18 protein-coding genes are annotated in these 24,848 nt (G+C 60.7%); 7 read left to right on the top strand and 11 right to left on the bottom strand.

Annotated features, from left to right (window positions below):
* Positions 1 to 62 precede the first annotated feature (62 nt).
* Positions 63 to 2,024: a methyl-accepting chemotaxis protein gene (locus tag QMK47_RS12515; protein ID WP_003200736.1), complete on the bottom strand. Its 1,962-nt coding sequence runs from the start codon at positions 2,022 to 2,024 to the stop codon at positions 63 to 65.
* Between the two features lie 271 nt (positions 2,025 to 2,295).
* On the opposite strand from QMK47_RS12515, the gene QMK47_RS12510 reads away from it, so the two are divergent.
* Genes QMK47_RS12510 through QMK47_RS12500 form a run of 3 tightly spaced genes read left to right on the top strand, consistent with a single transcriptional unit; the run spans position 2,296 to position 5,118 of the window.
* Positions 2,296 to 3,090: a MipA/OmpV family protein gene (locus tag QMK47_RS12510; protein WP_320390294.1), complete on the top strand. Its 795-nt coding sequence runs from the start codon at positions 2,296 to 2,298 to the stop codon at positions 3,088 to 3,090.
* Entirely contained in the window at positions 3,090 to 3,776 is a 687-nt protein-coding gene (locus QMK47_RS12505; protein WP_003200730.1) for a response regulator transcription factor, read from the top strand. The genes QMK47_RS12510 and QMK47_RS12505 overlap by 1 nt, the downstream gene beginning before the upstream one ends.
* A 13-nt stretch (positions 3,777 to 3,789) precedes the next feature.
* On the top strand, positions 3,790 to 5,118 hold the full coding sequence (locus QMK47_RS12500) for a sensor histidine kinase (RefSeq protein ID WP_320390293.1): 1,329 nt from the start codon (positions 3,790 to 3,792) through the stop codon (positions 5,116 to 5,118).
* A 1-nt stretch (position 5,119) separates the two neighbouring features.
* On the opposite strand, the gene QMK47_RS12495 is transcribed toward QMK47_RS12500, so the two are convergent.
* From QMK47_RS12495 to QMK47_RS12485, 3 genes are all read right to left on the bottom strand, one after another.
* Entirely contained in the window at positions 5,120 to 5,605 is a 486-nt protein-coding gene (locus QMK47_RS12495) for an ester cyclase (RefSeq protein ID WP_032833219.1), read from the bottom strand.
* Positions 5,606 to 5,669: 64 nt separating this feature from the next.
* On the bottom strand, positions 5,670 to 7,148 hold the full coding sequence (locus QMK47_RS12490) for an APC family permease (protein ID WP_320390292.1): 1,479 nt from the start codon (positions 7,146 to 7,148) through the stop codon (positions 5,670 to 5,672).
* 86 nt (positions 7,149 to 7,234) lie between these two features.
* A complete protein-coding gene (locus tag QMK47_RS12485) occupies positions 7,235 to 8,728 on the bottom strand; it encodes an aldehyde dehydrogenase (RefSeq protein WP_320390291.1) in 1,494 nt (497 codons plus the stop codon).
* Between the two features lie 235 nt (positions 8,729 to 8,963).
* Between QMK47_RS12485 and QMK47_RS12480 the strand changes: the two genes are divergently transcribed.
* Positions 8,964 to 9,695 (top strand): FadR/GntR family transcriptional regulator, encoded by a 732-nt coding sequence (locus QMK47_RS12480; RefSeq protein WP_013693026.1) that lies wholly within the window; start codon positions 8,964 to 8,966, stop codon positions 9,693 to 9,695.
* 107 nt (positions 9,696 to 9,802) lie between these two features.
* Positions 9,803 to 10,546, top strand: coding sequence for a cache domain-containing protein (locus QMK47_RS12475; protein WP_013693025.1), 744 nt, complete (start codon positions 9,803 to 9,805; stop codon positions 10,544 to 10,546).
* A 52-nt stretch (positions 10,547 to 10,598) separates the two neighbouring features.
* Here QMK47_RS12475 and QMK47_RS12470 read toward each other — a convergent pair whose 3' ends face one another.
* From QMK47_RS12470 to QMK47_RS12450, 5 genes are all read right to left on the bottom strand, one after another.
* A complete protein-coding gene (locus QMK47_RS12470) occupies positions 10,599 to 11,855 on the bottom strand; it encodes an MFS transporter (protein ID WP_320390290.1) in 1,257 nt (418 codons plus the stop codon).
* Between the two features lie 263 nt (positions 11,856 to 12,118).
* Positions 12,119 to 13,372 (bottom strand): OprD family porin, encoded by a 1,254-nt coding sequence (locus QMK47_RS12465; RefSeq protein WP_320390289.1) that lies wholly within the window; start codon positions 13,370 to 13,372, stop codon positions 12,119 to 12,121.
* A gap of 93 nt (positions 13,373 to 13,465) precedes the next feature.
* Positions 13,466 to 14,770: a citrate:proton symporter gene (locus QMK47_RS12460; protein WP_320390288.1), complete on the bottom strand. Its 1,305-nt coding sequence runs from the start codon at positions 14,768 to 14,770 to the stop codon at positions 13,466 to 13,468.
* A gap of 138 nt (positions 14,771 to 14,908) precedes the next feature.
* Positions 14,909 to 16,234, bottom strand: a complete 1,326-nt coding sequence (locus QMK47_RS12455; RefSeq protein WP_320390287.1) for a dicarboxylate/amino acid:cation symporter — start codon at positions 16,232 to 16,234, stop codon at positions 14,909 to 14,911.
* Between the two features lie 41 nt (positions 16,235 to 16,275).
* The gene (locus QMK47_RS12450; RefSeq protein ID WP_253473720.1) at positions 16,276 to 17,358 is read right to left on the bottom strand and encodes a 4-oxalomesaconate tautomerase; all 1,083 of its coding nucleotides are present in this window, start codon (positions 17,356 to 17,358) and stop codon (positions 16,276 to 16,278) included.
* A 169-nt stretch (positions 17,359 to 17,527) separates the two neighbouring features.
* On the opposite strand from QMK47_RS12450, the gene QMK47_RS12445 reads away from it, so the two are divergent.
* A complete protein-coding gene (locus tag QMK47_RS12445; protein ID WP_024777250.1) occupies positions 17,528 to 18,418 on the top strand; it encodes a LysR family transcriptional regulator in 891 nt (296 codons plus the stop codon).
* On the opposite strand, the gene QMK47_RS12440 is transcribed toward QMK47_RS12445, so the two are convergent.
* A complete protein-coding gene (locus tag QMK47_RS12440) occupies positions 18,343 to 19,584 on the bottom strand; it encodes an MFS transporter (protein WP_320390286.1) in 1,242 nt (413 codons plus the stop codon). The genes QMK47_RS12445 and QMK47_RS12440 overlap by 76 nt on opposite strands.
* A 311-nt stretch (positions 19,585 to 19,895) precedes the next feature.
* Between QMK47_RS12440 and QMK47_RS12435 the strand changes: the two genes are divergently transcribed.
* Positions 19,896 to 20,351, top strand: a complete 456-nt coding sequence (locus tag QMK47_RS12435; RefSeq protein WP_214509265.1) for a winged helix-turn-helix transcriptional regulator — start codon at positions 19,896 to 19,898, stop codon at positions 20,349 to 20,351.
* Between the two features lie 67 nt (positions 20,352 to 20,418).
* Here QMK47_RS12435 and QMK47_RS12430 read toward each other — a convergent pair whose 3' ends face one another.
* On the bottom strand, positions 20,419 to 24,819 hold the full coding sequence (locus QMK47_RS12430) for a response regulator (RefSeq protein ID WP_258690925.1): 4,401 nt from the start codon (positions 24,817 to 24,819) through the stop codon (positions 20,419 to 20,421).
* Positions 24,820 to 24,848: the final 29 nt, after the last annotated feature.

Here is a 24,848-nt window from a genome sequence, read left to right as displayed (position 1 = left end):
GTTGGCTGAAGCATCATCACGACGACACTGTTCTACCACACCGTCACAAATACCGCGGCAACCTAAGCCACCTTGAAACGACTGACCAACTGTTGCTGGTACTCGGCCAGGCGCGCGAGTTCCTGGCTGGTGATTGCCGTCTGCTCGGCACCGGCGCTCACCTGGATTACCAGATCATTGATCTCGTTCACATTGCGATTGATATCCTCGGACACCGCGCTCTGCTCTTCTGCAGCGGAGGCGATCTGAATGTTGCGGTCGCTGATCGTCGCCACGCCTTCGGCGATCTCCACCAACAACTCGCCCGCTCGCTCGACTTTGCTCGCGCCATCCTGGGCCTTGCCCAAGGTCTGCTGCATGGACAGGGCCGCACGATCGGAGCCGGCCTGCAGGTTGCTGATCATCTGTTGAATGTTGCCCGTGGACTCTTGGGTCTTTTGCGCCAGGGTGCGCACCTCGGACGCGACCACTGCAAACCCGCGACCATGGTCACCAGCTCGCGCCGCTTCGATGGCCGCATTGAGCGCAAGCAGATTGGTCTGTTCGGCAATGCCGCGAATCACGTCGAGCACCGAGGAAATGGCGTCGCTTTCCAGCTTGAGATCACCAATGATCCCCGCGGTCTCTTCGGCTTGCGCGGACAATTGGCGAATCAAGCCGATGGTACTTTCGATCTCCACCCGACCTTGAGCCGTACTGATATTGACCTGTTGCGACATGTGCGCAGCGTCGTTGGTACTTTGCGCCACCTCGCGCACCGTGGCGCTCATCTGATTGATCGCGGTGGCCACCAGCTCAGTGCCTTGGCGCTGCTGCTCGACACTCTCACTGGTCTGGACCGTCACCGTGGAAGACTCTTGCGCCGCGGTTGCCACTTGCGCCGTGGCATTGCCGATTTCCTGCACGACCCCGCTGATCTCTTGCGCCATGCGGTTGAGGTTTCGCGAGATCTGGCCGAACTCATCCCGGCCGTCATAGGTGGCCCTGGCAGTGAGATCACGCTGGGCCAAGTCATTCAGGACGCGGTTCACATCGCGCACCGCCGAATCGATCATGCGGATGATCACATACGACAGCACCGTCACCGCAAGCAATGCCACGACGACCGCGCCAATGGTCAGCCACAATGCACGGTTTGCTTCATCGCGCTCATGTGTCGCCAGGCGACTGACGCTTTCACCCAGGGCTTGTTCCACCTGGCTCATCATGTCGATGCGTTGAGTGGAGAGTTCAAACCAGGCCTCGGGCTTGATGCCCAGCGGCTGCCCCAATGGCACCTCGAATGCCAGGCGTTGCAACTTGTCGACTGCAACCGCAGCGGGTTTCAGCATTTGATCAGTCAATTGTTGAAGTAATCCTGGCTGGGCCTTGCGACGGAACCCGTCGGAATAAGCGGAGAACTCGCCGAGATTGCGGCTAAAGCGTGACAATAACGTCTCATCGAAATGGTCCTGGCTGAACACCAGACCGAGTACCACCCGTTCACGTCCGGCCCGCTCTTTCATCTCGATAAACTGATTAAGGGCACCGAGCGCATGGACAATGGTGGCGTTGTTGATCGTTGCTTCCAGAGAGTGGGTGTAACCCATGAGCGTTTGAATGATCTCGGTATAACGAACACCCGACTCGGTGCTGCTAATACTCAACTTATCAACTTGCCCGCGAATGGTCGGCAACGCGTCCAATGCCCGCAGGACATTGTCCAATTGCGTGCTTCCCGACGCAGACAACCGGCGCACCACCTCGACCGAGGTATTGGCATCCTGGCGCGCCTGGGACATCCGTTCACCCATGGACTTGCCGCCACTGCCCAGGAAGACCCCACTGGCTCCGCGCTCGCGCTGCAATACGGTAATCAGCTGACTCAACTTCTGCGCCGTGGCGCTGGCAGTCACAGTGGTGTTCATATCGCGTAGTGTCTTGTAGTTATCCACTACAAAGACCCCGGCCAAGGTGAGAAACCCCAATAAGGGAAGTAGCAGTATCAATAAAAGTTTCAGACGCAGCGGTGCATTCCTGAGCATTTCCGTTCAAGCCTCATTTCATACTGAATTAGTGATGCGTGAACTTATTGTAAAACCGCTGTTATACACGCTGATCCTGAACGATCTTAACGCAATACCAAATGGCCATCACGCCCGATATTGCATTGCTTGGCACTTATATCCGCCCGGGGGGCTGGAATTTGTCTTTGCCTTGATCAAGATCAAGCATTCGACAAATAACGGTAAGTATTCGGTAAGAGAAAGTTCTCGACGATGAGCGTGCATTCATCCTGTCCTGTTGGAGAACTCAATGCCTTTGCGCTTAGCCGTTTCGACAATCCCGAGTGTGTTCCTGCTCGCCGTGGCCATTTCAGCAATGGCCGCACAGGCGGCCGAGTCTGATAACGCCGAACCGTCTTCGTCCTGGGGACTGGGGGTCGGCGCATTAAGCAGCCGGCAGCCCTATACCGGCATCGATCGTGACAACAAGGCGATACCGCTGATCTACTTCGAGAACGAATACCTACGGGTGTTCGGCCCAAACGCCGAGGTCAAACTGTCACAACTCGAGATCGGCGACACCCAGCAAATCGATTTCAGCCTCATGGGCCAGTACGACTTCAGTGGCTACGACGCTGACGACGCGCGGGTCTTCGATGGCATGAGCGACCGCAAAAGCAGCTTCTGGGCGGGGGCCAAAGTGGAGTGGCACACCGGTCTGGTGGACGTGCGCGCCGAGTGGCTGTCGGACGTGTCGGGCAACAGCAGGGGGCAACGCTTCAACGTGGGCCTGGAGCGGACCTGGCGGGTCGGCGAACACATCACGCTCACACCCCAAGTCACGGCGATGTGGCAGGACAAAAAATACGTCGATTATTATTTTGGCGTGCGCGACAGTGAGGCCCGCATCGATCGTGCGGCCTATGATGGCAAGTCTGCCCTCAATACCGAATTTAGCGTCCGGGGAAACTACATGTTCGATAAACACCACGCCCTGTTCCTCGATATCAAAGCGACGAGCCTCGCCAGTGAGATCAAGGACAGCCCGCTGGTAGACAGCTCTACCGAAAACAGCGCGCTGTTCGGCTACCTGTACCGCTTCTGATGAGCCGCATTTTGCTGGTCGAGGACCACGAACGATTGGCGCATCTGGTCTGCACGGGCCTGGCGAATGCGGGGATCGCCGTCGATGTGATCAACCGCATGGATGGCGCGTGGTCGGCCATCCAGCGTGTGCCCTACCAGGCGCTGATCCTCGATCGCGGGTTGCCGGACGGCGACGGGCTCGTCCTGTTGAAGCGTCTGCGCAGCGCCGGGCTAGGCATCCCGTGCCTGGTGCTCACGGCGCGGGATGCCCTGCATGATCGGGTACAGGGGCTCGATGCCGGCGCGGATGACTATCTGCCCAAGCCCTTTGCCATGGATGAAATGGTCGCGCGCGTGCGAGCGTTGCTGCGACGCCCCGTGGACTGTCGCCCACTGGCGCCCAGCCATGGCGACCTGAGCCTGCAACCCGACACCGGCAGCATGTGGTGTGCCAATGAAAGCATTGCCCTGGCGCCAGCGGAAATGCAGATCATGTTGCTGCTGTTGCGCAAACCTGGGGAGATCGTCCGCCGTCAGACGATAGAGGCAGCAGGCTGGGGCTTGAGCGAGGCGGTCACGCCGAACGCCCTGGACGTGGCCCTTCACCGTATCCGCCGCAAGCTGCTTGCCATCGGTTCCCGCCAACGCATTGTCAACTTGCGAGGTCTTGGTTATGCGCTGCGCCAGGTCGACGTGGCTGAGTAGCCTCAGATTCAAAGTGCTGCTGGCCTATATTGCTGGCGTGGCGCTGAGCATCCTGCTGATCGTATTGACGGCGCTGGCCCTGGTCACCTCCCAGAGCGACATCCTGCTGGTCATGAACATGGCCGAACGCACCCAGGAGCTGGCGGAGAAACTCCAGTTCGATCCTGCCGGCCGCCCGGTCGGATTCGATCGCAGCGAGGCCGATCGAATCTGGACCTATGAAAGCATGCCGCAAGACATCGGATACCGCGTGCTGGACGCCTCGGCAAACGTGGTCCTGACGTCCACCGAAGCAACCTTCTGGCCTGCAAGCACCGCGGTGCGTCCTTCAGAGCACGAACAGTTCAAGTTCGAGCGCCAGGGCATCCTGATGTATGGCGCCACCGCGCCGGTCGAACACGACGGCAAGACCTGGTTCCTGCAACTTGCCGTCAGCGAACGGCTGATGGACCTCTTCCATGGTGCATTCGCGTTGCCATTCATGGGCGCCGGTATCGTCCTGTTCAGCCTGGTGCTGCTCTTCGTCTTTGCCGCCTGTGCCTATATCACCCTGGGCTATACGCTCAGACCCTTGCGCGAGGTGTCCGAGTCGGCCGCGGCCATTTCGCCTCGTTCCCTGCATTCACGCTTGCAGGTCACCAGCGTACCGTCCGAAGTCGTGCCACTGGTGGACAGTTTCAATCGGGTCCTCCAGCGCCTGGAAAATGGCTACCGGACCCAGCAGGAGTTTCTGGCGACCGCGGCGCACGAACTCAAGACACCGCTGGCGCTGATACGCGCACAAATCGAATTGATGGAGGACAGCCACGATCGCAACGCGCTGCTCAACGATGTCGCCCACATGACCCGTCAAGTCCAGCAACTGCTGCTCCTCACCGAAGCCAGTGAGGCCCAGAACTACCTGTTTGCCGAAGTCGAACCGGCCGATGTCGCGAGGGAAGCCAGCGACTATTTGCAGCGCATGGCCGAAGCCGCCGAGGTACGCTTGGTGCTGGCGCAGAACGCTGCCTCTGCTGACCCATGGCAGGCGGATCGCAGCGCCCTCTTCACCTTGTTGAAGAACCTGCTGGAAAACGCCATCCAACACGCCCCTCGGGGCACAGAGGTTCGAGTGGACATCGGCGCGGATCACCTGAGCGTACGAGACTGGGGCCCCGGGGTGGAGCGGGAGCAACTGCCACACCTGTTCATTCGCTTCTGGCGCGGGGCCCATCGCCGCGACCATGGCGCCGGCCTGGGCTTGACGATCTGCCAGGAAATCGCCCAAGCCCACGGCTGGACGCTCTCAGCCAGGAGAGCCGAGCCTGGTTTGTTGCTACAGCTCTCGCGGCGGGAACATTGATCTACCAGCCGAGCTGCTTGTTGAAACCCAGGGCGTCATAGTAGTCGTGCTGCGTGATAATCTTGCCCTCCTTGAGCCGGATGAAACTCACCCCCTTGAAGCTGAGGGGGCGCTGGGTGGCCGGCGTCTCGGTGCTCCAAGGCCCGGTATTGTGTCCCTTGAATTCCCATTCGAAGGCAATGCTTTCACCGTTGACGATCGGCTCGCCCAGCATCGTCCATTGCAGATCCGGCACTGCGTGCATGAACACTTCGATCACCTGGGTCTTGGCATTTTCCCGGCCGACCTGCGGTGTCCCCACCGAGGCGTCGAGGAACTCGCCGTCCTCGGTGAAGTACTTCGCCGCAGCCTCCGCATCGCGAGCGTTCCAAGCTTTCATATAGTCATGGATCACACCCAGGGTATCGTTTTGACTGGCTGCCAGAACCCCATGGCTGGCCAGAATCAGGAGCAACCCAAACAGCATCGAATGGATTCGAGACGTCATAGCGTTCACCCTTTTCTCATCAGAGGATTTGCCTGCCGCGCCCGGCGGCAGGCCGTCATGTCGCTTAGGTTTTTTTCCAGGCATCGGAAGCCGGGGCGGTACCTTTCTCGTAGGGGCGAAACAGGACCATGTAGACGAGGCCGACGAAGATCACGATGGCGCCAACCAACATGATGCCGTAGTTCACATACCACGGCGCGTCTGGCATACGCGGCCAGGACATATTGACGATGGCGAACAAGCCATAGCAGAGCGCAGCGATGTTCACCGGCCAGCCCCAACGTCCCAAGGTGAACTGGCCATTGGGTGTCCAGCCCCGGAGACGGGCGTACATCACACCCCCGACGATCATCTGGAATGCCAGGTAGATACCGATGGCGGCAAAACTCACCACCAGCGCGATGGCGTTCTGAAGATAGAAACCGACACACACGATGATCGCCGGCAGCACCCCGCAGACCATCAGGGCGGCGGTCGGCACATGGGTGGCCGGGGAGATTTTCTTCAGCACGCCACTGCCCATGAGCATCTCGTCTCGGGCGTAGGCATACAACAAGCGGCTGGCGGATGCCTGCAAGCTCAGCACACAGGAAACGAACGAAACCGTGATCACCGCCATGACCACCCGCGACATGACCGGACCGAACGCCGCGCCGAATATCGTGGCCATGGGGTCCTTGTCCTGGCCGGAAACAACGGCGGCAATATCAGGCACGGCCAGGATCAAGGCCAGGGCGGCAAAGATCGACGCGGCACCGCCGATCCAGATCGTCATTCGCATGGCCTTGGGGACTTGGCGGCTGGGATTGGGCGTTTCCTCGGCCACATCGCCGCACGCTTCAAAACCGTAGTAAAGGAACATCCCGGCCAGTGATGCGGCTAGGAAGGCCGGCCAGTACTCCCCATCGATGGAGATATCGAACGTGTCGAACAACACGCTCAAGGACTGGTGACGCTCAAAAATCAGCAAATAGCCGCCGATCAACAACGCCCCGACCAGCTCACACAGAAAGCCGAACATAGCCACCCGCGCCAGCAGCTTGGTGCCGCTCAGGTTCAACACCGTCGCAGTAGCGGTCAGGACCAGCGCGACCAAGGTATTGGTGATCGGCGACGGCTCGAAACCCAACAGGTTGGCAATGTAGGGACCGGCGCCCAGGGCTACGGCAGCAATGGTCACGCACAGGGAGATAGCGTAGATCCAGCCGACCATCCAGGCCCATTTTTTCCCCACCAGGCGACGGGCCCACGGATAGACACCGCCGGAGATGGGATATTGGGACACCACTTCGCAAAAAATCAGGCACACCAGCATTTGCCCGAACCCCACCAGCAGGTAGGACCAGAACATGGGCGGCCCGCCCGTTGCCAGGCACAGGCCGAACAATGTGTAGACGCCGACTACCGGCGATAGGTAGGTGAACCCGAGGGCAAAGTTCTGCCACAGGCTCATGCTACGTTCGAAACTCGAGGTGTACCCGAGGGCACGGAGTTGCTCCGCGTCCTGGTCCACGGCTGCCGTGGAGCTTATTGAGCTGTTCATTGCGCCATCCTTCAAAAAGGAATTCGTTGAGTAAGCGTCAAGCAGGCAGAACCATTCCACCCGTAACGTGGTTCACCAGAAATGCCTCAGAGCTGTATCCAGGTGGCCTTGATCTCGGTGTATTTATCGAAGGCATGCAGGGATTTGTCGCGGCCATTACCGGACTGCTTGTAGCCACCGAACGGCGCCATCATGTCGCCGCCGTCATACAGGTTGACCCAGACACTTCCGGCGCGAAGTGCGCGGGCCATGGTGTGGGCGCGCGACAGGTTGGCCGTCCAGACGGCTGCAGCCAGCCCGTAAGGCGTGTCGTTGGCGATGCGCACCGCATCCTCGGCTTCGTCGAATTCGATCACCGACAGCACCGGGCCGAAAATCTCTTCCCGGGCAATTGTCATCGAGTTGCTGACATTGTCGAACAGTGTCGGCTCCACGTAGCTGCCGCCGGTTTGCTCCAATGCCACGCGCCCTCCCAGCAACAACTGGGCGCCTTGATCCTGTCCTTGCCGAATGTGTTGCAACACCCCTTCCAGGTGGCGCGCGTCCACCAGCGCACCGACATTGGTGTCGGGATCCAGCGGATGGCCTGGCTTCCAGCCTTTTAAAGCCTCGACCACCATCGGCACGAAGTGCGCCTTGATGGAAGCCTGGACGAGCAAACGTGAACCGGCGGTGCACACCTCGCCCTGGTTGAAAGCAATGGCGGCCGCTGCCGCTTCGGCGGCTGCCTGTAGATCTGGGGCATCTGCGAAGACAATGTTCGGACTCTTCCCCCCCGCCTCCAGCCAAACCCGCTTCATGTTCGACTCGCCCGCATACACGAGAAGTTGCTTGGCCACTCGGGTGGAACCGGTAAACGCCAGCGCATCAACGTCACCGTGCAAGGCCAGGGCCTTGCCCACCGTGTGTCCATAGCCTGGCAGCACATTGAGCACACCGACCGGCAACCCTGCTTCCAGGGCAATCTGTGCGATACGAATAGCCGTCAGCGGCGAACGCTCTGAAGGCTTGAGAATCAACGAGTTGCCGGTCGCCAATGCCGGCCCCAATTTCCACGAAGCCATCATCAACGGGAAATTCCACGGCACGATGGCAACGACCACCCCGACCGGCTCCCGCGTCACCAGCCCGAGCTGATCTACCGCCGTCGCGGCCACCTCATCGTAGATCTTGTCGATGGCCTCCCCGCACCAGCGAATGCTATCGATGGCGCCGGGCAGGTCGACCGCCAGCGAGTCGGCGATCGGTTTGCCCATGTCCAGCGTTTCCAGCAGTGCCAGCTCTTCGGCGTGAGACTGCAAGAGGTCGGAAAAACGCAGCATGACCGCCTTGCGCACTGCCGGTGCCTGACGCGACCAAACGCCGGAGTCGAATGCCGCCCGGGCGCTGGTCACGGCCAGCTCGGCGTCCGCGGCATCGCAACTTGCAACCAGGCCCAACAATCGCCCGTCCACAGGACTCACGCATTCAAAGGTAGCGCCTGAACTGGCAGGCCTGTATCGCCCGTCGATAAAGGCACGGCCCTCGATGTCCAGCGCCTTGGCTCTGGCTTCCCATTCTGCTCGGGTCAAGTGACTCATGATTGAAGTGCTCCTGGGTTCGGATGAATGCGATCTCGGCTTGCTTAAACATATGGAACCATATCTTTTAGCCCATGAGAACCCCAGAAAAACCAAATTAAGCCAGGTTTTTTTGACTTTAACGCCTTTTCGCCCCTAGAATTCCGCGCCAATGGCCCCTGAAAATGCCTTTGAACTATGAAATAGAATTTTTTGAGTCCAGGCGTCGACGACGCCGCCAATGAATGAAACGACCATGAGCCCTACATCAAGTCTCATACGCCTCAGTCAGGAAGGGAAAACGGAATCCGTCACCCGCCGCCTGGTTGAAATGATTGACCTGGGGTTGCTGGTCGAAGGTGAACAGCTCCCCAGCGAAAGTACCCTGGCCACCCAACTCGGCGTCGCCACGGTCACCCTGCGCGATGCGTTGGCTGCCTTGCGAGAGCGCGGGGTCATCGAAACCCGGCGTGGACGCAACGGCGGCAGCTTTATCTGCGCCGCCCCACAAACCACCGATCAGGCGTTGTTCGATCAATTGCGTGAAATGAGCACGCTTGAATTGCGTGACCTGGCCGACGAGCACGCAGCCATTTCAGGCGCCGCCGCCCGCTTGGCAGCCCAACGCGCCGGCCCTGAGCAACATGCGCGGCTGGGTGGCTACATCGATGCGCTGGCCAAGGCACAAGAACGTCTGGAGCGCCGACGTGCCGACGCCAGGTTCCACATCGAAATTGCCGTGGCGTCGCAGTCGGTACGGCTGACCCACAGCGAGGCCCGCTTGCAGGCGGAACTGGGGGAGTTGTTATGGTTGCCATTTGATGAGCAACCGGATCCCCAAGTGATCGAGCGGGAACACAGGGCGATTCTGGAGGCCATCATTGCGAACGATGCCAATCTGGCGGGGGCACTGGCCGAAGCCCATGTTGCTCGCGGCGTCCGGCGTTTGACCGCCATACGCTTGCAGCAGATGGCGCAAGATGCCTGATGACTGGAACAGATCTTGCTCAACAACTGACTCCAAACACCGCCCGACAGCCTGTCCGTGTCGCCAGCAAACACCGCACTGTCCCTTCCGAGGCATGAGTTAGAGCCATGGATAACGAAATGTCAGCAAATGGGTTATCCCAATGCGCAACGTTGATCAACGCTTCCATTGGTAACGTCTTCAAGGGTCTCAACGACCTGGGCGCCCAGGTATCGAGCATTTGGGAACGGCAACGGTGCAAGACCAGGCGCCCCAATCAACGCGACCTCAAGCCATTGTTGGCTGGCGTCCGACAGATCCTTGACTCCGAGAGTCTCAAGTTTCATGGCGCTGGCGTGGTTTTCGCCCCTGGTGAGCTGGAAGATTGCGAGATGCACCTGCAGTGGTGGTGCCGGACCCAGAACGAACAAGTCCAGCCTTTGCAGCTGAATCTCGATAGCCGCAGCGATCGTTTCTACGATTACCTGCACATGCCTTGGTACACCCGTCCGCAGCAGACTCGCCAGCCCTCCATAGACGGGCCTTTTGTCGACTTGTATGGCACCGAGCAGTACATCGTTGCCTTCTCCGTGCCGATTTTTTTCGATGATCGCTTCATTGGCGTTGCCGCCGCCGACATCTCCCTGCACTCGTTGGAACCCTTGCTCGTGCGCAGCCTGATGAGAGTCAGCAATGAAGCGCTGTTGCTCAATGCCGAAGGTCGAGTATTGGCAGCTAATACGGCGAGCTGGTTGGCCGGTGATTTGATACGAGGCGTGCTGAACCAGGACATGGACCAAGGGCGCGTTTTGAGCCTCATCGACACCTCGTCCTATTGGAGTGTCGTGGAACGGCCGGTACCCAGGCTCTGATTGCCGGTCGCCATCGCGAGCAAGCTCGCTCACACATAGGTGATACGCAGGCTCAGGCGACCCCGCCGTCAGCGACCGTAAGCGTGCCGGGCTGTGGGGCGCGGCTGGGCATGAAAGTCTCGGGCATCGCCAGCAACAGACCAAATGCCAACGCAGCAATCGCCGCCAGGGTCAGGAACGCCGCGCTGTAGCCAGCCCCTTGCACCACAAAACCGGCCAGGCTGTTACTCAACGCCGCGCCGAACCCGAACACCGTCGACAGCACCCCGAGGCTGACGTTGAAACGCCCGGTGCCCTGGGTCAGGTCCTTGACCACCAAGGGAAACAGCGCGCCAAACAACCCGGCACCGATCCCATCGAGCAACTGCACCGCCACCAACCAATAGGGATCATCCGAGAGCACGTACAACACACCTCGAATGGGCAGGATCAGGAAGCCGGCCAGCAACAACGGCTTGCGTCCCCAGGCATCGGCCTTGACGCCGACCAGCCACGCCATGGGCACCATGACCAGTTGCGCCGCGACGATACAGGCCGACGTCAGTGGCGTGGCCAGGTGGGCATTGGCCTGGGCGAGTTTCTGGCTGACCAGCGGGAGCATCGCCGCGTTCGCCAGGTGAAACAGCCCGCAGCAGATGGCGAACAACAGCAGCGTGCGGTTATCCAGCAACACGCGCAGCGCCGAGGGCGTCGGGCCTTGCACCGACTGGCCGGCCTCCAGGCCCCGGGCCACGTCATGGTCGATGGCCTCGGCGGACACGCAGCTGACCGCCACGATGCTGGCCAATGCCATCGCGGCCATCAGGTAGAACACCGCAATGGGACCGAACAGCCAGGCGAACCCACCCGCCAGCAGCGCTGCGCAGGCATTGCCCGCGTGGTTGAATGTCTCGTTGCGCCCAGTGCGCCGCGTAAAGGCCCGGGCGCCGGTAATGCCCAGGGAGATGGCCGCAATGGCCGGCGCGAAGACCGACGCCGCCACGGCGCCGAGCGCCTGGGTCAGCGCCACCAGGCCGAAGGAAGACGTGAACGGTAGCACCAGGCAACCCAGCGTCACCATCAAGGCAGCCACAGCCACCACGGCACGTTTGCTGCGCACCCGGTCGATCAGTGCGCCGGCGGGCGCCTGGGCAACGAGGCCGGCCATCGCCGCCACCGTCATCACCACACCGATGCTGGCCGGGTCCCAGCGATGCACCGCCAGCAGGTAGATCGCCAGGTAAGGGCCCAGTCCATCACGCACATCCGCGAGGAAAAAATTCAGGCCATCCAGGGAAAGGTTGTTACGTCGGTCTCGGTTGCGATCCATAGCGGCCTCGACGGGCATTGCCCCAAAGAAAATTGACGCCATGATGTCGCAAAGAATCGAACCGGGCCACAGTGATGAGCGCGGGGCCACCGAGAGAACCGTGGCGAGGGAGCTTGCTCCCGCTGGGTCGCGAAGCGGCCCCAAAACCTGCCGAACGCGTAACACAGACACACTGCACCCGCCGGTTCACGACTGCTTCGCAGCCGAGCGGGAGCAAGCTCCCTCGCCACAGGTCCATCTTTTTCTTAAGTGAACCGCATGCCCTACCAAAGAGCGACATCGTAGGTGAAGTAGACCCGGTTGCTGTCACGGCCACGGGAAAAGTCCGAGCGATAGACGTAGTTGCGCAGCTTCACCCCCAGCCCCTTGAACGTACCCTGCTGCACCACGTAAGCGATTTCTGCGTCACGCTCCCACTCTTTGACCGTGGTGTTGGACTTGCCGTCGTTGCCGCTCAGGTAGCGGGTGGAAAATGTCAGGCCGGGCACACCGAGGCGAGCGAAGTCGTAGCCGTACCCGAGCATCCAGGTCTTCTCGTCTTCCTCGATGAACTTGCCGATCCCGACGTTGCTGAAGGAGTACACCGTGGCGCCGCTGACATAAGGCAGGCCCGCCTCGCCGCTGAGGGTTTGATAGCCGGCGCTCAGTGTGTGGCCGACAATGGCGTAGGACAGCGATCCGCTGAGCATGTCGTTGTCGATCTTGCCGCCGTAGGCCGAACCCGAATCGACGCTGTTGAAGTAGCGCAGGTCGCTGGTCAATACCCCAGCGCCCAAGGGCAGATCATGCTGGATGCCGGCAAAATTCTGTCGATAGAAATTCTCCAGCTCGCCATAGAAATAGCTCAGGCGGATGTTTTTGCCCAACTTGTAGTCGGCACCGGCATAGCTGAAGTCACCGGACTTATCGCCGCCGTAGCCATCGGGCACGATAGGCATGCTGTCACTCGAATCGCGCAGTTTGAAACGCTCCAGATAGCCACCGGTGACGGTGAGGTTGTCGACGTCAGTGCTGCTGATCTGGGTGCCCTGGTAAGTCTGGGGCAACAGCCGCGCATCGTTGTAGACCAGCACCGGGGTCTTGGGCAGCAACGTGCCGTATTTGAGCGTGGTCTTGGCCAGCCTGGCCTTGGCGGTCATCCCTGCGCTGGCGAACTCGTCGGCGGCGCGACCGTCGTCATGCACCGGTAGCAGGCTAGTGCCGCTGCGGCCACGCCCGGAGTCGAGCTTGACCCCGAGCAGGCCCAGGGCATCGACCCCGAAGCCGATGGTGCCCGGCGTAAAGCCTGACTGGTAATCCAGCAGGAAGCCCTGGGCCCATTCGGTGCGTTCACTCTTGGCGGTCCTCGCCGCCCGTGCGCTCATCCCGTGCTCATCGCGGAAATTTTCGTTGAAGTAGACGTTGCGCAATTGCAGCTTGAGCTTGCTGTCGTCGATGAAACCTTCGGCGCTGGCCGAGGCCAGGGGCAACAGCCCAAGGATTGGAAACAAAGCCCCGCGGGTAAGCAAAGTGGTCATGTCGAGCTACTCGTTGTTGTTATTTGGCGTGCAAACCAGCGCACACCCGCTTGCGCAGGCGTGTCAGGCCAGAAGCTAAGGTTGTCGGGTGAATCAGGAAAACAGCGTCAGTGCCCCGGTCAGCAGGGCCAGCGCGGTAATCACCAGGGACGTGAGCACCGCCCATTTGACGGTGGCTTTCTGGAAGTCGCCCAGGTCGCGGTCGACCATGCCCACCAGCAACAAGGTCGAGGCCACCAGCGGGCTCATCAGGTGCACCGGCTGGCCGAGAATGGACGCCCGGGCAATTTCGACCGGATCAATGCCATAGGCCGCCGCGGCGTTGGCCAGGATCGGCACGACACCGAAGTAGTAGGCATCGTTGGACAATACGAAGGTCAACGGCATGCTGGTAATCGCCACTACCAGCGGGAACAGATGGCCCCAGGAAGGCGGAATCCAGTCGACCAGGGTTTGTGCCAACGCATCGACCATTTTCGTCCCGGAGAAAATCCCGGCGAAGATGCCCGCGGCAAACACCAGCAGGACCACGGTCATGGCGTTGCCCGAGTGGGCGAGAATGCGCTCCTTCTGAATGTCCAGTTGCGGATAGTTGATCATCAGCGCCAGGACGAAACCGATCAGGAACAGGATCGCCGAATGCATGAGCCCCATCACCAGCGCGACCATCACTGCGACCACCAGCAACAGGTTGACGTAGGCCAGCTTCGGACGCTTGTGCGGCGTGTCTTCCATAATCGCGTTGATATAACAGTCGCCGCCGCCGCTTTGCAGTTGGACATTGCCGATGCGCTTGCGCTCGGCACGGCCCAACAGGAACGCCGTGAACACCACCCATGCGGCCCCACCGATCATGGTCGGCAGCAACGGCACGAAATACTCCCCGGCATCCAGGCCCAATGCTGCGATCGCGCGGGTTGCCGGGCCGCCCCAAGGGGTCATGCCGCTCATGATGCTCAAGGAGAGCATGGAAACAGTCGCCAGGATCATCGGATTCATGCCGATGCGTTTGTACAGCGGCAACATCGCGGCACAGGTGATCATGTAAGTCGTCGTGCCGTCACCGTCCAGCGCCACCAACAGCGACAGCAGCGCAGTGCCCACGGCGATCTTCATCGGGTCGCCATTAACCCGCTTGAGGATCTTGCGGATCAACGGGTCGAACAGACCAGCGTCGATCATCAGGCCGAAAAAAAGGATCGCGAACAACAACAGTGCCGCCGACGGCGCGACCATTTTCAGGCCGTCCAACATCATCTTCCCGGTGGTCCCGCCAAAGCCGCCGAGCACGGCAAAGACGATGGGCACCACCGTCAGGGCGACGATCGGTGACAACCGTTTGGTCATTATCAGGAAGGTAAAGACCACCACCATGGCCAAGCCAAGTAAAGCGAGCATAGGTCAGTTCTCTTGTTGTTATGAGTAGCTTGGCTGACATTCAGGCGCACGCCCCCCAACCCGCCAGGCAACACGCAAAAGTGCCTGGCGCAGGTAGTGAGTGAGCTGATGCGCTGCTGTCGAGTCAGCCGCGAGCGGCTAGATGTGTTTGGCGACCTTCGTGGCGTCCCAGGCAGGGTCCGTTGCCTGGGTCTGCGTCAGGGCGGGTTTGCCATCCAGGGTCCGCAACAGGACTTCGCGGTCGCAGGCATTCTCCGAAAGGGAAATCACCACGGTCGCAACGGCGTTGCTCGCCAGGCTGGTCAACGCCCGCGCTTCGGACATGAACCGGTCGATCCCGATCAACAGGGCCAGGCCCGCCAGGGGAATGTCGTGGATGACCGTCAAGGTCGAGGCCAGGGCGACAAACCCGCTGCCGGTCACACCCGCGGCACCCTTTGACGACAGCAGCATGATCGCCAGCATGGTGATGACCTGGGTCAGCGTCAGGTCGATGTTGCAGGCCTGGGCAATGAAGACCGCCGCCAGCGACAGGTAGATCGCCGTGCCGTCGAGGTTGAACGAGTAACCGGTCGGCAGTACCAGCCCCACGACGCCTTTCTTGCAACCCAGGGCCTGGAGTTTTTCCAACATCCGCGGCATCACCGGTTCGGTCGAGGACGTCCCCAGCACCACCAGGAATTCTTCACGCAGATAACGCAGCAGCTTCCATAGGCTGAAACCGTGAGCCCGGCAGATACTGCCCAACACCACGAAGACGAAGAAGGCGCAGGCGATATACAAAGTCATGATCAGCTTGGCCAGCGAGCCCAGCGACGTGATCCCGTACTGCCCCACCGTGAAGGCCAAGGCCCCGAAAGCGCCGATCGGAGCGAAACGCATCAGGTAGGAGAAAATCTTGAACACCATGTGCGAAGCTGATTCCAGGACCTCCAGCACAGGCTTGCCGCGCTCGCCCAGGGACGACAGGGCAAAACCGCAGAGCACTGCGATAAACAGCACCGGCAGCACCTCGCCTTTATTGAAAGCGCCGATGAAGGTGTCGGGAATGATGTGCATGAAGAAGTCCACCACGCTCAGTTTCGCGGCGGATTCGGTGTACTGCGACAGTCCTTGGGTGCTCAACTGCGTCGGATCGATGTTCATGCCCGCGCCGGGCTTGAACAGGTAGACCGACACCAGGCCGATGATCAGGCTGATCACCGTCAGCGCCAGGAACAACAGCATGGTCTTGCTCAACAAACGCCCCAGCGAGCGCTTGTCGCTCATGCCGGCGATGCCGGTGACAATGGTGCAGAACACCACCGGCGCGATCATCATCTTGATCAGCTTGATGAAGGCATCACCCAGCGGCTTCAAGGCAATTGCCTGTTGCGACCAGAAGTGCCCGACGACCACGCCCAGCAGCACAGCGCAGATGATCTGGAAGTAGAGCGATTTAACAACTTTCATGGCATCACCCATTTTTAGAATTGTTCTGATGCAAAAGACCCTGGCTGCCTGGGCTATCCGGCCAGCCGCTGGGACGCCGTGGCGTAGACGTAACCTGAGAAAAGCCGGCGCGCGGTACGTACTACCGAAGCCCGAATGGTCTCACCCTTCTCACCGGTGTAGGACAGTACGACATCGATACCGCCGCTTGGGTGCTCAATCCGAACCTGTTGCAAGCGCGGCTCACTGACGGTGCCAAGCAACTGTGCGACGACACTGCCCTCGGTCACGCATGCGGTGGCCAGGCCGATGGAACCGGTGATCGCCAGCGCGCGGTGACAGTTGTGCGGCATGAAATAACGCACCTGGACCGTCCCGCCAGACTTGGCCGGCGACACCAGCACCGGTTTGGGAATGACCTTGTCACTGACATCACCCAAGCCCATGGCCAGGCCGGCTTTCAGGCGCAGCGACTCCAGGCGCTGCAGGAAGGCTTTATCGGCGTCCAGTTCGGCAGGGCTTTCATCGCCGCGCTTGCCAAGCTGACTGGCTTGAACGATCAGCATCGGCATCGCCATGTCGATGCAAGTCACCGGGATGCCGTCGATCAGGTCCTGGGGTTGTCCGGTAGGAAAGAGTTTCCCCGTCTTGCTACCCGCCGCATCGAGAAAGGTCAGTTGCACCGGAGCCGCTGTACCGGGCACGCCATCGATGGCGGTGTCGCCTTCATAGCGGACTTTGCCTTCTGGCGTTTGCACTTCGGAATTCACGAAGGTCCCGGTATTGAGGTTGCGAATACGCACCCGGGTCAGGTTGCCGGAAGGCTTGACCAGTCCCTGCTCGATAGCGAACGGGCCGACCGCGCAGAGCATGTTGCCGCAGTTGGGGGCGGTATCGACCCGACGCTGGGAAACCATGACCTGGACGAACAAATAATCGACATCCGCGTCAGGGTGCAGCGATGGGCTGACGATCGCTACTTTGCTGGTTTGTGGACTGCCGCCACCGATGCCGTCGATTTCCAACTCATGGCCGGAGCCCATCAGGTTGAGCAGCAGCTCATCACGTTCAGCGATGGCGACCGGCAGATCCCAGGCGAGAAATACCGGGCCTTTGGACGTACCGCCGCGCATTAGCACACAAGGAATTCGCTGCATGTTCACTAACTCTTGTTAATCAATCTGGATAATTGATGCTCTGGAAACAAGAGTGGCAGGGTTTGAAAAGTGTTTCCAATGCAAAGATCAGAGCGATTATTGCGTTTCACAAATGAATTGCTTTACGCTCATTACCATCGCGCACTGCCCTTCCTCGGTGAGGTAGCACATGGAATATGAACTCCAGGACATACGATCTTTCGTGAAAATCGCCGAACTCGGCAGTTTCCACGAAGCCGCCGACGCGCTGCATCTGTCGCAACCAGCCTTGAGTCGACGGATGAAAAAACTCGAGGAAGGCCTGGGAACCGCTTTGCTCGATCGCACGACCCGCAAGGTCAGCCTGACGAGTGTCGGGCGTGATTTCCTGCCCAAGGCGCGGCGCCTGCTGGATGATTTCGACGACTCGATTCTCAACATCCGCGAGCTGGCGGAGCGGCAGATCGGCCGGGTGACCTTGGCGTGCATTCCTACAGCGGCCTTTTATTTCCTGCCTTCGGTGATTCGCCTCTATAACGAGCGCTACCCGAAAATCCGCATCCGCCTGCTCGACCTCAGCGCCAACGAAGGGCTCGAAGCGGTGCTGCGCGGCGAAGCCGACTTCGGCATCAACATGATGAGCGGCCAGCATCCGGACATCGAGTTCGTGCCCCTGGTCAACGAACCTTTTGTGCTGGCCTGCCGGCGCGATCATGAACTGGCTGGACGCAGTGCGGTTACCTGGTCGGAACTCAGTGATTATCGGCTGATCGGCGTCGGTCGCCTGAGCGGCAACCGCATGCTGCTGGACCACGCACTGTCGGGCCTGAGCTGGCGCCCACAGTGGTTTTACGAAGTGCAGCACTTGTCGACGTCGCTGGGACTGGTCGAGGCTGGCCTCGGCGTGTCGGCGATGCCCAGCCTGGCGATGCCGGCCGGGGATCATCCAACGCTGGTCAGCGTGCCGCTGATCGAGCCGGTGGTAAACCGCTCGCTGGGCCTGGTCTACCGCCGGGGCGCATCGCTCTCCCCGGCTGCGGAGAAGTTCGTCTCGATCCTGCTTGAGCAGTGGCCGCAATGAAGCGAGAGCCCCCACACCGCCAACGCGGCGAAGCTGATCAAGGCGCCTAGCAGGCTGACCGCCGTCCAGCCCCACAGCGCATAGACTTGAGTCGCGGCCACCGCGCCCAGTGCGCTGCCCACCGAGTAGAAGCACATATAGGCGCCGACCATGCGACTTTGCGCGTCGGGCCGTGCAGCGAAGATCAAGTTCTGGTTGGTGACATGCACGGCTTGCACTGCGAAGTCGAGCAACACCACGCCGCACACCAGTGCGATCAGGGAGGTCTCGGTAAGCGCGATAGGCAGCCAGGAAAACGTCAGGAGCCCCAGCGACCATCCGGTAACGCGCTGTCCAGAGCCTTGATCGGCCCACCGGCCGGCCCTTCTGGCTGCCAGGGCCCCGGCAACGCCGGCCAGACCAAACAGGCCGATGGCCGTGTGTGAAAGCGACAGCGGCGCGGCGCTCAACGGCAGCACCATGGCGGTCCATAACACCGAAAACGCGGCAAAGATCAGCAAGGCCAGCAGCCCCCTGATCCGTAGCACCGGCTCGGTCATGAACAGCTTGAACAGCGACCGGATGAGTGCCCGGTAAGGCTGCCGGTCAGGTGACGACACAGCGGCAGGCACCACTGCCCAGAAGACTACCGCGATGGTCAGCATCAATCCCGAGGAAACGAAATAAACCCCGCGCCAGCCCGCCAGATCGGCAATCGCTCCAGAGGTAAACCGCGCCAGGAGAATACCCAGGACAACACCGCTGGTGACGGTTCCCACGGCCTGCCCCCGTTGGGAGGGCGTGGACAGCACGGCGGCATAGGCCACCAGCACTTGGACAACCACCGCCAGCAATCCCATCACGCTCATCGCACCCAGCAAAGCCAACCAATGCTGGGCTGCACCGACGGCCGCCAGCACAAGCGCGGACAACACCAATTGCGCGCAAACCAGTCGTTTACGGTTGACCCTGTCCCCCAGCGGGACGATGAACAACAACCCCAGCGCGTAACCCACCTGGGTGGCCGTCACCACCCCCCCGATCAATCCTGATGCGACGCCCAGGCTCTCGGCCATCGAGGCGAGCAAGGGCTGGGCGAAGTAGACATTAGCGACGGCCAGTGCGCAGGTCACGGAAAACAATAACGTGAGCGTCGGCGAAAGCCCTGGGTAAGGCTGTTCATTCAAAGAACCCGTGGCCCCCCTGTAGGAGCTGCCGAAGGCTGCGATCTTTTGATCTTTCCCTTGGGATTCATGTGCCTGGGGAAAGATCGCAGCCTCGCTTCGCTCGACAGCTCCTACGCGGGAGCACGTGCCCCCACCAGGGTGGTGTCCCGAAGGCTGCTGGGTGAAACAGTCGACATCTGCTGTCATGCGCGTCTCCTTGGCGCTAAACTGGTTTCAATTAAAAACCTGACTGGATTGTCGCTCGATCAGGTTTCAATTTGCAACCACAGACATCGACCGGACTTGCGATCCTTTTTCAGAAGGTCAATAAAATGGAAAACGCTTCACCGCAAAACAGCGAATGCCCGGTAGCCAGGACACTGAATGTGATTGGCGATCGCTGGTCGCTCATGATCATTCGTGACGCATTCGACAACATTCGCCGCTTCAGCGAATTTCAGAAGAGCCTGGGCGTGGCCAAGAACATTCTGGCTTCGCGACTCAAGGCGTTGGTCGAGGTCGGGGTGTTCGACGTTCGACCCGCGTCCGATGGAAGCGCCTACAAGGAGTACGTCCTGACGGACAAAGGCCGGGAAATCTTCCCGGTCGTGGTCAGCCTGCGACAGTGGGGCGAACGCTTCCTGTTCGAGCCGGGAGAAACGCGTTCCGTGCTGTTGGACAACACGTCCGGGCAGGCCCTCATGCCGATGGATGTTCGCTCGGCAAGTGGCGAAAAACTTGGACCGTTCGACTGCCACAAATTGAGACTTGTTGCCGGCGAAGCGTAAAGCGACAGCAGGATCGCCTCATGCCTGAACGATTCTGACGTCATCGCCTCGCGGCCCTTTGACTGAATCAGGTCAAGTTCTCCAGCAACTCCAGGGCCTGGTCGAAATCGAAGCGCTCGGCGTGCTGAACGACCCGACGCAACTGTTCGGCCACCCTGGGATCTGATGCCAGTCCCGGTAACTGGTACAGGACTGTCAGCACTTGCGTGTCACTCTCGGCCAATAGATCCCTGACTTGGGCCAACCGCACCTGTAACTCGGCGTCAGAATGCGACATCTGCACCGACTCTGTGGATCGTTGCGGCTGCGTTAGCCCCGCCAGCCCTTCCAGCACCTGGTTCAGGCAATGCTCCACCGCCAACAACCGGTCAGCCACGACCTCCTCCTGGGCACCGGTCAGGCAAGCCTGCTCCAAGTCGGCGGCAGCGCTCGCGACGTCCCTGGCGCCGATGTTGCCCGCAGTGCCGCGCAAGGTATGGGCCAGGCGTGTCGACGCTGAACGATCATCATCGCCACGGGCGGCCAGGAACTCGGTGCTGAAGGCACGGTGACCGGAGCTGAACTTGCGCAGCAGGCGCAGATAGAGGTCTACCTTGCCCATGCAAGTGGCCAGGCCGGCTCTCTGGTCGATACCCGGAAGTTCAGCGGGCAGGTGCTCGCCAGCCGGTATGGGCAGCGCTGAAATCTCCTGCGCCTGGGCGTTACGACCGGGCGCAGGATGTATCCATTTGGCCAATGTGACGAACATGCTCTCGACATTCAGCGGTTTGGAGATATGGTCGTTCATGCCGCAGGCCAAAGCCCGCTCGCGGTCTCCCGCCATGGCGTCGGCCGTCATGGCGATCACCGGCAACCCAGCCCAACGCGACTGCTCGCGAATCTTGCGGGTTGCGGTATAGCCATCCATGACCGGCATCTGACAGTCCATCAGTACGCCGTCGAAATCATCATCGCGCGCCAACAGGTCGAGTGCCTCTTCGCCATTAACGGCCACACACAGCTCGATGCCAGCGCTCTCCAGCAGCTCGCAGGCCAGCTCGCGGTTCAGCTCATTATCCTCGACAAGCAGCAGCCGGGCGCCATGCAGCCTAGCCACGGCACTGGCACTCTGTCCAGATCGTTCGCCGGCCCGGGTATCGGCGTGGGGGGGCTTGCCGAGCACCGTGCCGATAGCCTCAAGCAGTGTGGACGGCGTCACCGGTTTGGTCAGCACCACCGGCAACTGGATACCGTGCCGGCTGGCCACCTCACGTGCCTCTTCGCGCCCGAACGCGGTGACCATGATGACTGATGGGGTTTGCGCCAGATTGGCAGCGTGCATCTGCCGCACCGTCTCCACACCGTCCATGCCAGGCATGCGCCAGTCCATCAACACCAGGTCATAGGACAGTGTCTTGCGTTCCGCCTCCACCAGCATCCCCAACGCCTCGCGCCCACTCTGCGCCACGTCCACCTCCACACCAAAGCTGCGCGCCATGCTGGAGAGAATCTCGCGCGCGCTGGCGTTGTCGTCGACCACCAGCACGCGAATGCCGAGCAGCTCATCGGCAGTAAACATTCGCCGCGGCTGAGCGTCGCGCTGCACGCCGAGGCTCACCTCGAAATGGAAGATAGAGCCCTGACCGAGTTCGCTCTCCACCCAGATACGTCCGCCCATCAGTTCCACCAAGTGCTTGGAGATGGCCAGGCCCAGACCGGTGCCACCGTACTTGCGAGTGGTGGAGCTATCGGCCTGGCTAAAGGGTTGGAACAGTCGACTGCATTGCTCGGGGCTCATGCCGATGCCGCTGTCGCGCACCCAGAAATGCAACTGTGCCTGCTCCTCGCCGCCACCCAGTCGCTCCACGCCAACCACGACCTCGCCCTGCTCCGTGAACTTTGCTGCATTGTTGCCCAGGTTGATCAGCACCTGGCCCAGGCGCAACGGATCGCCGATCAACGCCGTCGGCAGCCCCGCCGGGCTGCTGAACAGCAGTTCCAGGCCTTTGTCCTCGACCTTCAGGCCAATCATGCTGACGAAGCCGTCGAGCACGTCTTCCAAGTGGAAAGGAATGTACTCGAGGTGCATCCTGCCGGCCTCGATCTTGGAGAAATCCAGGATGTCGTTGATGATCCCCAGCAGATTTTCCGCAGAGCGGTGTACCTTCTCGATGTAATTGCGCTGCCGATGGTCCAGCTCGGTGCGCAGGGCCAGGTGGCTCATGCCAATGATGGCGTTCATCGGGGTGCGGATCTCGTGGCTCATGGTGGCCAAGAAGTCGCTCTTGGCCCGGGTCGCTTCCTCGGCGATCTCCCGCGCCAGGTGCACCTCGGCCTCGGCGGCCTTGCGATCGGTAATGTCGAAGTACCAGTTGGCGCGAATCACTCGCTCGCGCTGCTCCAGCGTCACCGCCGAAACCAGCACATCGAAGCGCTCCCCCTCACTGCGCTGGAAAGTAGCCTCGAAGTTAATCACCGCGCCCTGCTCCGCCGCCTCGATGAAGCGCTGGTGTGCCTGCTGATCCACCCAGAAGTGCCTCGGATCGATCCCTTCGAGTTGAACAATATCGACGCCGAACAGGTGTTCAAACTGCGGGTTGCAGTAGGTTGGACGGCCTTCGATGTCCCTGATCAGCATGGCCACCGGGCTGCTGTCGAGCACCGCGCGCAGTTGCGCTTCGCTGACTTTGAGCGCTGCCTGCAATTGGCGACGCTCGCTGACGTCGCGCACCGAGGCGCACACGCATACCCCACGGCCTTCCAGGCTCGGCAGGCGCGACAGGCCGATCTCCACCGAAAACAGACTGCCGTCCTTGCGCACCCCCTGCAGGTCGTCCAGGCCGGCACCCATCTGCCGAGTATCACCATGGGCTATGAAGCCATTGCGCAGCTCGACGTGGCGACCGCGACTCGCGACCGGCACCAGACGCTCGATAGCCTCGCCCACCAACTCGCCGGCGCTGTAGCCGAACAACCGATCCAATTGCTGGTTGGTCCGCAGGATGCGTCCGTCAGCGCCCACCACCAGCATGCCGTCCGGTGCCGCCTCGATGATCCCGCGATACCAGGCCTCGGTGGCACGCAGTGCCGATTGCTGGGCTTCGAGCTCCTGAGCCTGACGCTCCAACAGCAGCGTTTGCCCGGCCATTTCATCGGCTTGACGACGGGTCTCCTCCAGCAATGCCTGGACAGCCTGGTTACGCTCCAGGATCGCCATCGCCGCAGCCAAGCGAGGGGTGGCTTCCTGGAGCAGCAATGACTGGTCATCATCCAAGGCTTCTAATCCGGCAAGTTCAAGCACGCCCAGCAGCCGCTCGCCACGCAGGATCGGTTGCAGCAGCAGGCAAGTGGCCGGAATCTCGCCAAGCTGCGAGTGCAGGCGCCAATATTGCTCCGGCAGCGCCGGCATCTGGCGGGCTTGGCGATCGACCGCACACTGGCCCAACAGGCCATCGCCGAACATGACTTGCGCCTGCGGTGGTCGCTCGGAATCGGTGGCATAGCCGCCCATCAGCACCAGTCTGGTGGCGTCCGGGTGGGCGCTATAGAGAACGCCCTGGCAAATGCCGAGCAGGTTCGCCATATGCTGCAGGAACACCTTCGCCAGTTCGCCGGGCGCCCCTGCCTGCTGCAGATCGATCTGCAACTGGGCGATTTGCGCCTTGACCGACCGCTGGCGCTCCAATTGTTGAGATTCGATCTGCAATTTAGCGATGGCCCGGGCCAGGTCACCGGTCTCGTTATTCAAGTCAGTGTGCGGAATCGGTTGGTCGAGCTTTCCCGCAGCCAACTGGTCCACGGCGGCTCGCACTCGATTGATCGGGTTGCGGATCGACTGGCTGACCAGCCAGCAAAGCAGTAGCGCCAGCGATAATCCGCCGAGCAGCAGGATGTAGGTCAACGTGGTGCTGCGCTCGGCAAAGTCGGCAATGTCCTTGGAGGTGTCGCGTATCGAGGCTTCCTTGATCTGAGCGACTGCGTACAACAAGGCGTCCGCCTGCTGGTCGAGCTGCTGGAACTCACTGCTGTTGAGCAGCAGTAGTGCCTGGCCCTGACGACCCTGATCAATCAACTGAAAGGCCTGTTCGCTATCACGCTGCAGCTGTTGCAGCAGCACATCAAGCTCGGCGAGACGTGCGAGATTTTCCGGCCGCCTGAGGGTCGGTTTGGCTTGGGCGAGCGCCTGCTGTAGACGGCTTTGAATGTCACGTAACTGTTTCAGTGATTCAATGCGGATATCCGCGCTGTTCGTACCCACGGCGCGCTGTAACGTCTGTACCAGATGCGGCAACTGCACCCGCGCCTCGTGCAGGTGCTCCATGCCCACCAGTTCCTGACGATAGAGATTCTGCATGTCCCGTTTCAGCGACTCCTGGGTACGCAAACTCTGCACACCGAGTACCAGCACCAGAAGCAGGAGCGTGGCAAAGCCGAGGATCAGCTTGTGGCGAAGCGGGAGACGCTCGAGCAACGTGCGTAATCTGAACATGACATGCCCCAATGACCACGATAAGAAAT

Source organism: Pseudomonas sp. P9_35 (assembly GCF_034008205.1).
Taxonomy (GTDB): domain Bacteria; phylum Pseudomonadota; class Gammaproteobacteria; order Pseudomonadales; family Pseudomonadaceae; genus Aquipseudomonas; species Aquipseudomonas kilonensis.
The sequence above is the reverse complement of the archived record's forward strand: the minus strand, read 5'-3'. Positions and strand labels throughout refer to the sequence as shown.